Source organism: Amycolatopsis sp. NPDC033938 (assembly GCF_055575975.1).
This window is the reverse complement of record NZ_JBVIRO010000013.1, coordinates 156,254-169,849: the sequence shown is the minus strand read 5'-3', so window position 1 is coordinate 169,849 and position 13,596 is coordinate 156,254. Positions and strand designations below refer to the sequence as shown.

Sequence of the window (13,596 nt, the reverse complement as noted above, 5' to 3'; positions counted from 1 at the left end):
TCCAGCCGGACGCGAAAGTGAAACAAGTTCTACCCGCTTGGAGCAGGGCGGGCCGGTCGCGCTCCGCCGCTCACCTCAACCGGCGCGGGCATTCGGCCGAATTCGCTCAGCCCAGGGCGCGGACCAGCTCCAGCGCCCGGCCGAGGGTGGTGAGCCGGTCGGTGACCGTCTCCCCCGCCGGATACAGCCGGACGGTGTCGACCCCGGCGGCACGCCACACCCGCAGCCGTTCGGCCACCATCGGTTCGGTGCCGATCAGCGTCGTGCCGAGCACCATTTCGTCGGTCACCAGCGCGGCCGCGCCTTCCCGGTCTCCAGCCTGCCAGCGTTCCCGCACGGCCGCGGCGACCTCGGCCCAGCCTTGTCTGCTGTAGGCGTTGTTGTAGAAGTTCGTCTTCGCCGAACCCATCCCGCCGAGACTGAAGGCGAGTTCGGCCTTGCGGCCCGCGACCATTCCGCGCAACTCGTCGTCGTCTCTGGCGAAGGCGACTTCGGCGCCTTGACAGACATCGAGGCCCGCTCGCTTCCGGCCCGCCTTCGCCAGACCCGCGTCGAGATGCGAGAAATAGGCCCGCGCCCCTTCCGGGACGAAACTGGTGCCCAGCCACCCGTCCGCGATCTCGCCGGTCAGCTCCAGCAGCTTCGGCGAGAGCGTGGCGAGGTAGATCGGAATGTCCGGATTCGGCACCGTCGACAGCCGCATCGGCTTGGCCTCACCCGGCAACGGGATCTCGAATTCCTTGCCGGAGAACGAGATCTTCTCCCCCGCGAACGCCTGGCGGATGACCGCGACCGTCTCGCGCATCCTGGTCAGCGGCCGGGCGAACGAAACGCCGTGCAATCCCTCGATCACCTGTGGCCCCGAAGCGCCGAGCCCGAGGGCGAACCGGCCGCCGGAAAGCTCCGAGAGGGTCAACGCGGCCTGCGCGATCGCGACCGGTGTCCGCGTGCCGAGCTGGATGATCCCCGAGCCGAGCCGGATCCGCTCGGTCCGCGCGGCGAGATAGCCGAGGACCGATGGCGCGTCCGACCCCCACGCCTCGGCGACCCAGCAGTCGTCGAGGCCCAGTTTTTCCGCCTCCAGCACGAAGTCCAGCGTTTCCGGCCAGCCACGCGAGGCTTCGACAGTGGTCGCCGTCCGCATCACGCGTGCGCCGCCTCGGCCCGCTCTTTGATCGCGGCGAGGGTGCCGGTCATCGCGGTCTCGAACTCGCGCAGCCGGACGAAGACGATCTTCTCTTCCTTGTCCGGCATCTGGTCGATCGCCAGCGAAAGCCCCGAACGTCCCGGTCCGAGCCGCATCCACTGCCGGAGCTTCGTTCCGCCGTTCTCCGGCTCCAGCGTGAACCGCCACAGCGCGGTCGGCGTCGCGGGGTCCTGGACCGCCCAGGTGAACACGCGCGGCGCCTCGCATTCGACGACGTACGACGTCGTCTCCCACTCGCCGAGCGCGTCGTGCCTGCTGCGACCGACGAATCGCCTGCCGACCGCGGCCTCGCCCGCCGCTCCGTCACACCACTCGACCGACTGGAGCTCCGGGCTCATCTCCGGCATCAGCCGCACGTCCGAGACGATCGGCCAGACCCGCTCCGGGACGGCGTCGACCCAGGCCTGGACCTCGACCGTCGGTTCGTCGGCGTATTTGGCGCCGGTCCACTCCATCGTGGCCACCTCTCCGTGCTCGTGACCTCGATAGTTGCGTAGGTAGACTGACTATGTCAAACCTGCTGGGCAGCGAAGCGGCGCACCACGTCGGGACGGCTCGCGAGCTTCGCCGGGTAGCCGGGACCCAGCTTCGCGCGGGTGTTCTCCCCGGTGAGCGGTCCGGCACAGTGCGCGCAGACGACCTCCGCGTGCGTGTCGTGCCCACAGGTGTCGTGATGAAGGGTGACCGGCGGCCCGGCCTCACCGGAGAGCCAGCGGTCCCCCCAGCGCGACATCGCGGCGAGCACACCGTAGAAATCGGCGCCCTTCTCGGTCAGCACGTAGTCGTAGCGGACCGGGTCGGCCTGGTAGGCGCGCTTTTCCAGCAATCCCTCGCCGACCAGGCGGCGCAGCCGGTCGGCGAGGGTGTTCCGGGCGATCCCGAGTTCCTGCTGGAACTCGTCGAACCTGCGGATCCCGTAGAACGCCTCCCGCAAGACCAGCGGGGTCCACCAGTCGCCGAGCAGGTCCATGGTGCGCGCGATCGAACACGGCCACTGCGCGAACGAAGTCCGTTTCATGACGGCGAGCCTACGCTCGCCGCAATTGATCCGGTCATTCCTCCACCCATTCCCCGGCGCTCACGCGCTGGCGCGAAATGTTTCGATCCGGTCAAGAAGATCGCGCGCGTTAATATCAACCACCCGCTTCCGCACGCATTCCGAGAGCGGCCGCAAACGATCCCGGGTACGGGCGGAACGGATTCCGCCCGCGATCTCCATCGCGGCCCGCCCGACCTCCGCCGCGCGGTCGAGGTCACCCTCCAGCGCGTGGTCGACGGCGAGCCAGATCATCGTCAGCGACCGGCTGCGCGCCATGTCCGGCCCATAGCCGTCGATGGCCTCGGTGAGCGCGGGGATGGCCTTCCGGCTGTGCTCGACGTCGACGAGCCTGGCGAGTTCGGTGCGCACCGTGCCGATCATCGCGGCCATGTCGTTGGCGGTGAAGAAGGCAGACCACGACGGGACGGCGTCCGTCGCGGAACTGGCGAATTGCTCCGGGGCAAGGGAAATCTTGTCCAGTGCCTGACGGACATCGCCGAGCAGCGCGTAGGCCCACGCCTCGTTCGCCGACAGGATCGCCTGCGACAGCGGTGTTCCGGCCCGGCGTGCCGCGAGTTGCCCTTGCCCGAACTGATCCAGCGCCTCGACCGGCGAGCGGTGATGCAGGTACATCCGGCCGAGCCGGTAGTGGATGTTGGCGACGAGGTCGTCGTTGCCTGCCTCCGCCGCGAGTTCGAGCGCGCGACGGAAGTGCCGCTCGGCGCGGCTGGGGCGACCGGAATCGAATTCCGTCCAGCCGACCAGATTGTGCAGATCCGCGACCACCCCCGCCAGCCGCCGGGCCAGCGCCTCGGACATGATGCCGCGCCGCAGCGCCGCGCCATAGGGTTCCAGCACCCGCAGCAGCTCCCGGCAGGCGCCGCCGCCTTCCCGGTAGTCGCGGGCCCGGAGTGCCGCGATGACCCCCTCGAGCCGGTCGATGTCGGCATGCCCGACGCGCATCGGGAGCCGGTCAATCACGGCGCCGCCCTTGGGCACGCGGCACCACCGGAGCGGTATCGCGGCCGGACCGGCCCTGGTCCGGGAAGCGGCCCCGCGGCACCGGCGGCCGCGAGCCGTAAACGGCTTCGCGCCGCTGACGGTCTTCTTCGGGAATGACTACGGTGATTCGCACGCCCATTTGATAGGTCCTTCCCAATCCACAACGATCAAAGCTCGTCGAGGTCCAGGACGGAGCCACGCCGGTCCCTGGAATTTTCATGAACGACGCAAGATGATGTTAACCACTGTAAACATCGAAACCATCCGCCGAATGGTGGTGCTATTTCCATTCACCGGAATATGCACGTGCGGACTCTCTTTCTTTTGCACGGCTGATCGCATTCCGGCTCGCTCACCGCACGTGGCCGGCGAAGACCGTCTGTGAGCACATGAGACACAGCTCTCAGCCGAACGTGTGAAAGTTGTCGACTGGGGTCACGAAAAGGCTTCACATTGCGTTATCCATAGCTGAAGATCAACAGCAACCGAACGTAAGGGGCTGAAGCGTTGGACAAGGAAAACGACCTCATCCGGGGGACGATCATCTTCGGCCTGCGCACTTTCGGTGCCGACCCCCTCCCCGTCCACGCCGATCTCGAGTACGACCCCGAAGACCCTTACGCCGTCGTGGTGGCCTACCACTCGGGCGGCGGGACGGTCCGCTGGATGTTCGGCCGCGATCTGCTCGCGGACGGCCTCCTCACCCCATCGGGTGAGGGCGATGTGATCATCAGCCCGGCCGACGACACCTCGATCGTGATTTTCGCGCTCAGCGCCCCCGACGGCTGCGCTGTCCTCGAAGCCCCGGCGCAGGAGCTGGCCGAATTCCTCGACCGCACCTACGACGTGGTGCCCGCCGGTTCCGAGCCCGAATGGTTCGACTTCGACCAGGAGATCGGCAAGCTCGTCACCGAGTCCTGATCGGTCCACCCGGCCTAGACCACCGAATCGACAAGGAACACCTGGGCGGCGGTGCCGTCGCACCGATCCTGGATGAGCTGGACGCCGGTCTCGCCGCTCCCCTTGTACACCCCGACACACCACCTGGCGCCGGCGGCCGATTTGAGCAGGTACCCCTTCACCGGCGCGGCCACCGGCTCGAAGGCGAACCGCTGATCGGCACGTCCGGGCTCGCAGTTGTCGCCGGCCAGCAGGGTCGACGCGTTCGTGCCGCCGTAGTCGACGGTCACACAGCCTTCGCCATGCTCCGGGCTGTGCAGGAGCAGCCGGTACCCGCCCTCGACCTTCTCGACCGACATCGGCGGCGACGCCGTCGCGCAGTCCTGCTGGCCGAGCACGATCCGCTCCTCCCGCACGAATTTCTCCGGCCCTTCCCCCACGCACAACCCGGTATGCGCGAGCCGCATACGCGTACGCCCGGTCGGGGGCGCGGCCAGGCCGGCGTCCTCGGCGTCCGGAACCGTCGTCGGAGCCGGTGGCGCGGGTGACGAAGAACCCGTGGTGACGACGGGCTGGTCCCGCGGTGGATCGTCGAGTACCACCAGCCCGGCCACCACCAGGAACACCACGGCCACCACCCCGGCCACGGGCCAGAGCAACCTCGGCCGCCGTCGCGGGGATTCCTCCGGGACGCTTTCCGGCTCGGCGGGCTCGGGGGCCGGTTCCCGCTCCGACGCGGCGAGATCGGCCCGCACCGCCAGCCAGCGCTCGACCGTCTCCTCGTCGGCGCCGCAGGCACGGACGAACGCCGCCAGCAGATCGGCCCTCGGCAGGGTGTCCCGCGAAAGCGCCCCGCTGATCGTCGAACTCGGCAACGGCGTACCCGCCTTCGCGGCCCGGCGTTCGAGAACGCGGTAACTCAGATCGCTGCGGACGCGAAGGGCGCGCATCGCCGCGACGAACCGCGCCGCATCGGTGGCTTCACGCGGATCCGGCCAGTCTTCGGCCACGACGGTTCCTCCCCAGGTCGGTGGACCCGACCGAGTCTAGGGGTGTCCGGGATCGTCCGGGACCGTCCGGAAAACCTTGTCCGAGCTGGGCCGGACGGCTTCATTCGGCATCGTCCGACGCTGAGGATGAAAGGAAGTGCCGAATGCCGCGACGTCAATTCCGCCCGGTCCGGCGGCGACGAGCCCCCGGCCCGCTGGCCTGGGCCGGGTTCGCGGGAGGGGTGACCATGGGAGCGCTCGCGGCCACGCTGATCGCCGGGAACGACGAGCAGCCGCCGCCCCCGACGACCCAGCTCGCCGCGGGCGAGCTGCCGGAAGCGCTCAAGAACCTCGTCGCCGAATACCTCGCCGAGGAGGGATACCGGCCTGCCACGGGCGCCGCTGAGGAACCGCCTCCCGCCCCGTTACCGGCGCCGGCCGACGTTCCTCCCCCGGCACCCGCACCCGCCGTGCCGGTCCCGATACCGGTTCCGGCGCCGGTCCCGATACCGGTGCCGGCGCCGGTTCCGGTGGCACCCGTTTCGACCCGTACCGGATCGGGATCCTGGCCGATCGAGCCCGCGCCGGAGCCGGTCGCCTTGCCCCTGCGGGTCCCACCGCCGGTGATCCAGGCCGCTCCTGACGTAGTGAAGGCCGCCGTCGACACCGCGCCCGTCCTCGCGCGGCAGGAAGCCGAGCCCGAGCCCGAGCCGGCCGTGGTGGCGGCGGCGGAAGACCACGTCTCCTTCGCGGCCCAGGAAAGTACGCCCCGGACAGCACGTCAGGTCGAAGCGGCCCCCGAACCCGAGATCGCGGCTCACACGATCACCGAGGTGAGTTCGGGCGACGCGATCGTCGTCCCGGCCGAACCCGAACCTCGCGAGGAGAAGAGGACGGACAGAGGCACGACGGGCAGCCTCGTCGAAGGTGACACCGTCTCCGTGGCCAAGGCCGAGAGCGAGGTCGAATGAATCCGCTGGTGAAGCCTCCCCGGGTCCTCGGCACCGGCACGCTCGCCGTCGCGGGCCTGATGACCGCGACGGTCCTGATGTCCGGACTGTCGAACTCGCTCGAACCCACGCTGGGGACGGGAGTCCAGCAGGTCGCGTTCACCACCGACCCGCCTCCCGACAAGAACGGACCTGCCAACGCCAAGGAGAAACTGAAGGCCAAGATCCTGGGCAAAATACTCGATCTGGCCGCACCGCTCGACCCGGCGGACCCGAAGTACCTGCGGAAGCTGTATCAGCAGGTACTGACCAACCGGGCCATCGCCAAGCTGAGCGACCCCAGCATCTCCCCGAGCGACCTCCAAGGCTTGCTGACAGACGCCTTCGAGATCCACCGCCGGGCCGGGGAGACGGCGGAGGGCCTGCGCAAGCGTATGTCCAAAGTGGACGACCAACTCGCCGCCCTTCGGCAGCGGGTGGCCGCCGCGAAGACCGACAAGCAGCGGGCCAGGGCCACCGCGAGGCTGACGGAGGCGACCGACAGCCGCAGGGAACTGAACAAACTTCTCAAAAAAGCCGAGCACCAGGCCAAGCCGTACAACCGGGAAGCTCACATCCGGAAGCTCGAACGGGCGATCTGGGGACTTCAGCAGCACGTCAACGGCAAGCTCGGCGAGGAGTCGAAGAAGAAGATCAAGGATCGCCTCGCACAGGCCCGGACGGATCTGGCGACGGCGCTCGCGGATCGCGAGCGCGAACGCAGGGGCGGCGACGAGGACGGCCCTCCGGCCAAACGGCGAGGAGGAGGTCCCCCGCCGCCACCGCCGAAAAACCAGATGACCGGCGCCAAGACTCCGGTGACCCCGAAGACGGTGACGACGAGGACGGGGACGACCGGGCGCGTCCCGACTTCGGGGTACGGCCTCGACAAGGCGTTACGAGGGTCGAGCCAGGTGCGGGCCGGCATCGGCGCCATGCAGGGTGTGGTGCCGCCGTTCTCCATCAAGGAGGTCCACGAGAACCCTTACCTGCCCACCGCGTACCGGTTCGCCGAAGCACTGCAGTCGGCGCCGACGGAAAAGAGCAGGCGGTTCATCGAGGACGCGATCCTCCAGCACGTCCTTCCCGATCCGCACAAACGGAAGACGTTCCTCCAAGCCCTGCGGGACACCTACCGGCCGCAGATCGTGCCGGACGGCAAGGGCGGCTACGTCAAGGCGGTCAACCCGATCCGGACGGAATGGGAGGAGCACATCACGAGGGCCTTCCCCACGAAGGTGCCGACGCCGCGCCAACAGGCGATCCGCAAACAGGAGCAGATCGATCGCGCGGACACGCAGCGCGGCGGTGCGATCAAGAGGCCTCTCACGCCGAGGGAAGCGGCGATTCTCAAACAGGAGCAGATCGACCGGGCGGATACGCGACGCGGTGGCCCGATCAGGAGGCCGGTCTACTCGCGCAGGGACGCGATCGCCAAACAGGAACAGCTCGACCGCGCGGACGCGCAACGTGGTGGCCCCGTCAGGAGACACGTGCCCACCGCCCGCGAACTCGCCGTCCGCAAACAGGAACAGCTGGACCGCGCGGACGCGCAGCGCGGCGGCACCGCGAAGAAGAGCGCACAGGAACCGAAGAAGCCGACGGGGAAGAAGGGCAAGAACCTTCCGTCGCCGGTGTGAGACCGGGGGTACGGGTAGCGGTGCCGTGCGGGCGCCGCTACCCGTTCCGGTTCAGCCGAGTTCGCGCAGCCCGGGGACGACCTGCTCGGAGAACGAGCGCAGGAACCGCTCCTGGTCGTGGCCGGGGCCGTGGAAGACGAGGTGGTTGAACCCGGCCTCGACGTACGGCTTGATCTGCTCGACGGCGTCGGCCGGGTCGGAGGTGACGATCCAGCGGCGGGCGACCTGCTCGATCGGCAGCGCGTCCGCGGCCTTCTCCATCTCCGCCGGGTCCTCGATGCCGGCCTTCTGCTCCGGGGTGAGCGAAAGCGGCGCCCAGAACCGGGTGTTCTCCAGCGCCTGCGCCGGGTCCGGGTCGTAGGACAGTTTGATCTCGATCATCTTGTCGATGTCGCCGGTGCTCCGGCCGACCTGCTCCGCGCCTTCCGCGACCGCGGGGAGCAGCTTGTCGGTGTAGAGCTCCATCCCCTTGCCGCTGGTGCAGATGAAGCCGTCGCCCTGCTTGCCGACGTACTTCGCCATCACCGGGCCGCCCGCCGCGATGTAGATCGGCACCCCGCCCTCGGGACGGTCGTACACGGTCGCGTCGGTGGTCTGGTAGTACTCGCCTTCGAAGGTCACCCGCTCCTCGGACCACAGTTTCCGCATCAGCTCGATCGCCTCGCGCAGCCGCGCGAACCGCTCCTTGAACGCGGGCCACTCGATCCGGGCCACCGCGACCTCGTTGAGCGCCTCACCGCTGCCGACGCCGAGCAGGATCCGGCCCGGGTACAGGCTGCCGAGGGTGCCGAACGCCTGCGCCACCACGGCCGGGTTGTAGCGGAACGTCGCGGTCAGCACGCTGGTGCCGAGGACCACCCGTTCGGTGCGTTCACCGACCGCGGCCATCCACGCGAACGAGAACGGCGCGTGGCCGCCCTGATGCCGCCAGGGCTGGAAATGGTCGCTGACCATCACGCTGTCCAGCCCGACCTGCTCGGCGAGCACGGAGTACTCGACGAGGTCGCGCGGGCCGAACTGCTCGGCCGACGCCTTGTAACCGATCTTCAGTGCCATCCGGGGTCACCACCTGGGCTCAAGGGTTGTTCTCCCTCAACCTTGGCACAGAGTCGATCAGCTCCGCCCATGGTCCGACCGCGCGCAGAGTGTCGGGAACGCCACCCCGCCTTCAGCGGACTAAACGCGGAAGACCCGGAAGTCAGCGTCCGGCTCGGTGAACTCGATCCCGTTCTCGTCCATCGCGTTGAAGACGGTGAACCGGCCGCGCGGGAAGACGAAGCCCAGCGCGACCATGCCCTCGGCCATGTCCCGGGTCACGCATTCGAGGAGTTCGACATCCTGGAGTTCCTGTCCCTCCAAAGCGGACAGTTCGGGGTGGACGTCGTGCCGCCACCGGAGCGGGCTGGGCTCCGCAGGATCGCCCCAGAGCCATTCCCTCTTGCCGTAGGGGTCGATCGTGTTCCAGGTGAGCGAAAGATCGTCGAACTTGAAGTGAGTGATCTCCAGCCGCTCTTCGCCGAAGTCCACCACGACCGGCGCCTCCTGGAGCCACTCGTCGTATTCGACGAACCAGGTCAGGTGGACGTGCCGCAGCCTGCGCCCTGCCAATCCGCGCAGCCGGTCACCGTGTGCCTTCCGGATGGTGCTCAGCCCGGAGAGCCACACGGGCTCGTACCCGTCGATGTCGAAGAAAGCCACGAAGCCAAGCGTGCCAGGACCCGGAAAAGGCCCGCACGGGGCGGGCCTTTTCCGGTCACGGCTCACTCAGTCGTAGGACAGCGCCTCGACCAGTTCGCCACTGTCCGGGTTGGGCAGTGCCCTGGCCACGTCGGCCTGCGCGACGATCCCGACCAGCTTGTGCCCGTCGATCACCGGCAGCCGCCGGACCTTGTGGTTCGCCATGGTGCGCATGATCTCTTCGGCGTCGTCGTCCGCGCCGATCGTCACCGCTTCGCCCTGCGCGAGTTCCGAAGCGTGCAACGCCCGGGGGTCCTTGCCTTCGGCGAGCACCTTCACCACGATGTCGCGGTCGGTCAGCATGCCCTGGAGCTTGCCGTCCTCCCCGCAGATCGGCAGCGCGCCGACTGACTCCGCGGCCATCTTCTTGGCCGCTTCGAGGACGGTTTCAGAACCGGACACGCAGGTCGCGTCCGCCGTCATGATCTCCCGTGCCTTGGTCATCGTTCACTCCCTTCGTGAGGATCCGCGGCTATCGGGTACCCGCTGTGCGCGGCGCGACACCTCAAGCCGCCGAAGGCTCCAGGAGGATTTTGACCGCGCCGTCCTGCTTCTTCTGGAAGATCTCGTAGGCGTGCGGCGCTTCGGCGAGCGGCAGCTTGTGCGTCGCGAAGCCCTCGACGCCGAGCGGGTCGGCGTCGTCGGTGATCAGCGGCATGATGTCGTCGATCCAGCGCCGGACGTTGGCCTGGCCCATCCGCAGCGTGATCTGCTTGTCGAACAGGTCCATCATCGGCAGCGGGTCGACCATGCCGCCGTAGACGCCGCTCAGCGAGATCGTGCCGCCGCGCCGGACACCGTCGATCGCCGCGTACACCACGCTGAGCCGGTCGATCGCGGCCTTCTCGGTGATCTTCGCGCCGATCGGGTCGGGCAGGAGCCCGACGAGGTTCTGCGCGAGCCGTCCGACCGGGGCGCCGTGCGCCTCCATGCCGACGGCGTCGATCACCGAGTCCGCTCCCCTGCCGTCGGTGGCCTCGCGGATGAGGTCGCCGATGTACTTGTGCTCGCGCGTGTCGTAGGTGACGACACCGGCCGCGGCCGCCTTCGCGAGCCGTTCCGGCACGAGGTCGATGCCGATGACCTTGCCCGCGCCCCGGTGCTTCGCGATCCGGCAGCAGAACTGGCCGATCGGCCCGAGCCCGAAGACCACGACCGTGCCGCCCTCGGGGATGTTCGCGTATTCGACGGCCTGCCACGCCGTCGGCACGACGTCGGACAGGTACACGAAACGCTCGTCCGGCGGGCCGTCGGGCACCTTGATCGGGCCGTACTGCGCCTGCGGGACACGCAGGTATTCGGCCTGGCCGCCGGGGACCTGGCCGTAGAGCTTGGTGTAGCCGAGCAGCGCCGCGCCCTTGCCGCGCTCGGTGACCTGCGTGGTCTCGCATTGCGACTGCAGGCCGCGGTCGCACATGAAGCAGTGGCCGCAGGAGATGTTGAAGGGCACCACGACGCGGTCGCCGGGTTTGAGGCCGCTCACCTGGGCCCCGACCTCCTCGACCACGCCCATCGGCTCGTGTCCCAGGATGTCGCCTTCGTCGATGAAGGCACCAAGGACCTCGTAGAGGTGCAGGTCGGAGCCGCAGATCCCGGTCGAGGTGATGCGGACGATGGCGTCGGTCGGTTCGAGCAGCTTCGGATCCGGCACGGTGTCCACCCGGACATCGCGTTTCCCGTGCCAGGTGACGGCCTTCATGATGCTCCCTTCGGCGAAGTGGCCCCTGCTGCCCGCCGGATGCCCGCAGGCGCATCCGGCAAACCTCGCCGTCCCGTGGCACCGTTGAACGATGCGAACCCGGATGCTCGCCGTCACCGTCGACTGCCGTGAGGCCGAAGCACTGGCCGCGTTCTGGAAGGAGGCGCTCGGCTATCCCGAAACCAAGCGCTGGACGGACAGCCACGGACTGACCTACGTCGAGCTGAAGAGTCAGGACGCGCCGAGCCTGCTCTTCCAGCCGGTACCCGAGGAGAAGTCCGGCAAGAACCGGCTGCACCTCGACCTCGCCCCCACTGAACTCGAGCAACGCGAAGAGGTCGCCAGGCTGGTCTCGCTCGGCGCCAAGATCGTCGACGATCCCGAGGACGACGACTGGGTGGTCATGACCGACCCGGAAGGCAACGAGTTCTGCGTGCTGCCGCGGCGGTGAAGCGCCATTCGCGAGGCGTCAGGCGGCTTCCTCGCCGGATCGGCTCCGGGGCTCGGCGTGCAATCCGAGCATTTCCAGCAGCATCCGGCAATCCGTCGCGTCGCGGGCGTTCGCGACCACCGCTTCGGTCGCCTTGCGCAGCACCGCCGCGCGCACGACCGTCTCCCCGGCGTCGACGCGTTCCCCGGCCGGTCGCGACCCCTCGTGCAGGTTCCCCATGACCCACCTCCCCCTTCGTCTTCTTTGATACCTGATTCCGGCTGAGAACACCCCCTGTTTTCTTGCGGTTCCGAGGGCGCCTTCGCCGGTTTCTCCCTAGACTGGCGCCACTCGAACGAGCGGACGGAGCGGGAACTGACCACCGAGTTGCGCGGGGAGATCGTGATACTGGCCCCGGTCACCGAAGCCCACGTCCCGGAGCTGCGGCGGATCATCGGCACGGCCGAGGTCAGGGCACGCTGGGGATCGGTCGACGATTCCCCCACCTGGCCGTTCGACGATCCGCTGACGGCCTGCTTCACCGTCCTGGAGGACGGCATCGTCCGCGGTCTCGTCCAGTACGGCGAGGAGGAGGACCCGATGTACCGGCACGCGTCGGTCGACCTCTTCCTCGACCCGGCGGCGCACGGCCGCGGGCTGGGTACCGACACCGTCCGCACGATGGCCCGCCACCTCGTCCACGATCTGGGGCATCACCGGCTGGTGATCGATCCCGCCGTGGACAACGACGCCGCGATCCGCTGCTACAAGGCCGTCGGCTTCCGTGAGGTCGGGGTGATGCGCCGCTACGAACGCGACACCGAGGGCGACGGCTGGCACGACGGGCTGCTGATGGATTTGCTCGCCGAAGACCTCATGTAGCGGGTCAACGCGACGCCGAGCAGCACCACCGCCATCCCGGCGAGCACCCGTGGGCCGAGTTCTTCGCCGAGCACGATCGCGCCCAGCACGACCGAGACGACCGGCAGCAGGTAGCCGACGGTCGCCGCGGAGGTCGCGCCTTCGTCGGCGATGAGCCGGTAGTTGAGATAGAAGGTGACGCCGGTGCCGAAGATCCCGAGTACGACGACGGCGAGCACCGCGGTCACGTTCAGCGGCCCGGCCGGCGCCGCGTCGAACGGCAGCGCGAGCGCGCTCAACCCGGTGGCGGTCAGCAACTGGGCGGCGGAGATCGCGATCGGTCCGCCCTGGCCGACGAGTTTCCGCCCCATGTAAGCGAAAGCGACGGCGTAACTGAGGCCGGCACCGAGCAGGGCCAGCGTGCCCCAGCCGAACAGCCCGCCGCTCTGCTGCCAGGGCGCGAAGATCAGCAGGATGCCGGCGAACCCGAGGATCAGGCCACCGACCCGGACCGCGGTGATGCCGCGTTCACCGCCGATCCCGATGCCGATCAGCAGCGACCACAACGGAGTCGTCGCGTTCATCACCCCGGCGATCCCGGAATCCACGGTCAGTTCACCGATGCTGAACAACGCGAACGGCAAGGCGTTGCAGAAGAAGGCCGCGACGAGGAGCCTGCCCCAGATCCGGCGGCCACGCGGAAGGCGTTGCCCAGCCCAGCGGGCCAGTACGAGAAGGACGGCCGCGCCGAGGGCGCAGCGGATGACGGTGAGCTGAACGGGCGGAAGCCCGGTCAGCGCGAGCTTGATCCACAGGAAGCCCGATCCCCACAGCAGGGCGAGAACGCCCATCCGGATCAGGGTTCCCGGTGCGCCGATGCTCACTTTGGTCCTTTCGCCTTGCCGCTCGATACCTCTCCAAGCTGCCTCGGCGGACCCGTCAGGACAAGTGAAAAGATCTACACCGACGTTAAGCGGTCCTACACGTTCCGAACGGTCACGGTCGTGGGGGGGGGGGGGGGGGGGCCCGCCCCGGGGCCCGGGGGGTGAGTCCGCGGACCGGGGGGTGGGGCGGGGGCGCGGGGCGGGGCACAGCGATAGGGG

General features: G+C 68.7%; 17 protein-coding genes. 5 read left to right on the top strand and 12 right to left on the bottom strand.

The features are described 5' to 3' along the window. Nucleotides 1–106 precede the first annotated feature (106 nt). The 5 genes from ACZ5ZX_RS28740 to ACZ5ZX_RS28720 are packed head-to-tail and all read right to left on the bottom strand — an operon-like array spanning nt 107 to nt 3,381. Complete coding sequence (locus tag ACZ5ZX_RS28740; RefSeq protein ID WP_465505166.1) at nt 107–1,144, bottom strand: LLM class flavin-dependent oxidoreductase; 1,038 nt, start codon at nt 1,142–1,144, stop codon at nt 107–109. Beyond that, nucleotides 1,144–1,662 (bottom strand): SRPBCC family protein, encoded by a 519-nt coding sequence (locus tag ACZ5ZX_RS28735; RefSeq protein WP_465505091.1) that lies wholly within the window; start codon nt 1,660–1,662, stop codon nt 1,144–1,146. The genes ACZ5ZX_RS28740 and ACZ5ZX_RS28735 overlap by 1 nt, the downstream gene beginning before the upstream one ends. 56 nt (nt 1,663–1,718) lie before the next feature. Beyond that, nucleotides 1,719–2,225: a winged helix-turn-helix transcriptional regulator gene (locus ACZ5ZX_RS28730; RefSeq protein WP_465505090.1), complete on the bottom strand. Its 507-nt coding sequence runs from the start codon at nt 2,223–2,225 to the stop codon at nt 1,719–1,721. A 60-nt stretch (nt 2,226–2,285) separates the two neighbouring features. Beyond that, complete coding sequence (locus tag ACZ5ZX_RS28725) at nt 2,286–3,209, bottom strand: hypothetical protein (RefSeq protein ID WP_465505165.1); 924 nt, start codon at nt 3,207–3,209, stop codon at nt 2,286–2,288. Between the two features lie 10 nt (nt 3,210–3,219). Then, nucleotides 3,220–3,381, bottom strand: a complete 162-nt coding sequence (locus ACZ5ZX_RS28720) for a hypothetical protein (RefSeq protein ID WP_465505089.1) — start codon at nt 3,379–3,381, stop codon at nt 3,220–3,222. 374 nt (nt 3,382–3,755) lie between these two features. Here ACZ5ZX_RS28720 and ACZ5ZX_RS28715 point away from each other — a divergent pair, with 374 nt between their 5' ends. Then, entirely contained in the window at nt 3,756–4,169 is a 414-nt protein-coding gene (locus ACZ5ZX_RS28715; RefSeq protein ID WP_465505088.1) for an SsgA family sporulation/cell division regulator, read from the top strand. Between the two features lie 14 nt (nt 4,170–4,183). On the opposite strand, the gene ACZ5ZX_RS28710 is transcribed toward ACZ5ZX_RS28715, so the two are convergent. Next, a complete protein-coding gene (locus tag ACZ5ZX_RS28710; RefSeq protein ID WP_465505087.1) occupies nt 4,184–5,158 on the bottom strand; it encodes an RICIN domain-containing protein in 975 nt (324 codons plus the stop codon). 143 nt (nt 5,159–5,301) lie between these two features. Here ACZ5ZX_RS28710 and ACZ5ZX_RS28705 point away from each other — a divergent pair, with 143 nt between their 5' ends. Both ACZ5ZX_RS28705 and ACZ5ZX_RS28700 read left to right on the top strand, forming a co-directional pair. Beyond that, entirely contained in the window at nt 5,302–6,108 is an 807-nt protein-coding gene (locus tag ACZ5ZX_RS28705) for a hypothetical protein (RefSeq protein WP_465505086.1), read from the top strand. Then, a complete protein-coding gene (locus ACZ5ZX_RS28700; protein ID WP_465505085.1) occupies nt 6,105–7,766 on the top strand; it encodes a hypothetical protein in 1,662 nt (553 codons plus the stop codon). The genes ACZ5ZX_RS28705 and ACZ5ZX_RS28700 overlap by 4 nt, the downstream gene beginning before the upstream one ends. A 51-nt stretch (nt 7,767–7,817) precedes the next feature. Here ACZ5ZX_RS28700 and fgd read toward each other — a convergent pair whose 3' ends face one another. The 4 genes from fgd to ACZ5ZX_RS28680 all read right to left on the bottom strand — a co-directional run bounded on the left by fgd (nt 7,818) and on the right by ACZ5ZX_RS28680 (nt 11,202). After that, a complete protein-coding gene (gene fgd, locus ACZ5ZX_RS28695; RefSeq protein ID WP_465505084.1) occupies nt 7,818–8,822 on the bottom strand; it encodes a glucose-6-phosphate dehydrogenase (coenzyme-F420) in 1,005 nt (334 codons plus the stop codon). Nucleotides 8,823–8,942: 120 nt separating this feature from the next. Further along, nucleotides 8,943–9,464 (bottom strand): hypothetical protein, encoded by a 522-nt coding sequence (locus tag ACZ5ZX_RS28690; RefSeq protein WP_465505083.1) that lies wholly within the window; start codon nt 9,462–9,464, stop codon nt 8,943–8,945. Between the two features lie 66 nt (nt 9,465–9,530). Further along, nucleotides 9,531–9,947 (bottom strand): CBS domain-containing protein, encoded by a 417-nt coding sequence (locus ACZ5ZX_RS28685; protein WP_465505082.1) that lies wholly within the window; start codon nt 9,945–9,947, stop codon nt 9,531–9,533. A gap of 61 nt (nt 9,948–10,008) precedes the next feature. Further along, nucleotides 10,009–11,202: a zinc-dependent alcohol dehydrogenase gene (locus ACZ5ZX_RS28680; protein WP_465505081.1), complete on the bottom strand. Its 1,194-nt coding sequence runs from the start codon at nt 11,200–11,202 to the stop codon at nt 10,009–10,011. A gap of 91 nt (nt 11,203–11,293) precedes the next feature. Here ACZ5ZX_RS28680 and ACZ5ZX_RS28675 point away from each other — a divergent pair, with 91 nt between their 5' ends. Continuing rightward, a complete protein-coding gene (locus tag ACZ5ZX_RS28675) occupies nt 11,294–11,653 on the top strand; it encodes a VOC family protein (RefSeq protein WP_465505080.1) in 360 nt (119 codons plus the stop codon). A gap of 18 nt (nt 11,654–11,671) precedes the next feature. Here ACZ5ZX_RS28675 and ACZ5ZX_RS28670 read toward each other — a convergent pair whose 3' ends face one another. Beyond that, nucleotides 11,672–11,872 carry a hypothetical protein gene (locus ACZ5ZX_RS28670; RefSeq protein ID WP_465505079.1) on the bottom strand — a complete coding sequence of 67 codons (201 nt, stop codon included), beginning with the start codon at nt 11,870–11,872 and terminating at the stop codon, nt 11,672–11,674. A 162-nt stretch (nt 11,873–12,034) separates the two neighbouring features. Between ACZ5ZX_RS28670 and ACZ5ZX_RS28665 the strand changes: the two genes are divergently transcribed. Next, nucleotides 12,035–12,514 carry a GNAT family N-acetyltransferase gene (locus ACZ5ZX_RS28665; RefSeq protein ID WP_465505078.1) on the top strand — a complete coding sequence of 160 codons (480 nt, stop codon included), beginning with the start codon at nt 12,035–12,037 and terminating at the stop codon, nt 12,512–12,514. Here ACZ5ZX_RS28665 and ACZ5ZX_RS28660 read toward each other — a convergent pair. Beyond that, on the bottom strand, nt 12,439–13,377 hold the full coding sequence (locus tag ACZ5ZX_RS28660) for a DMT family transporter (protein WP_465505077.1): 939 nt from the start codon (nt 13,375–13,377) through the stop codon (nt 12,439–12,441). The genes ACZ5ZX_RS28665 and ACZ5ZX_RS28660 overlap by 76 nt on opposite strands. Between the last annotated feature and the right edge of the window lie 219 nt (nt 13,378–13,596).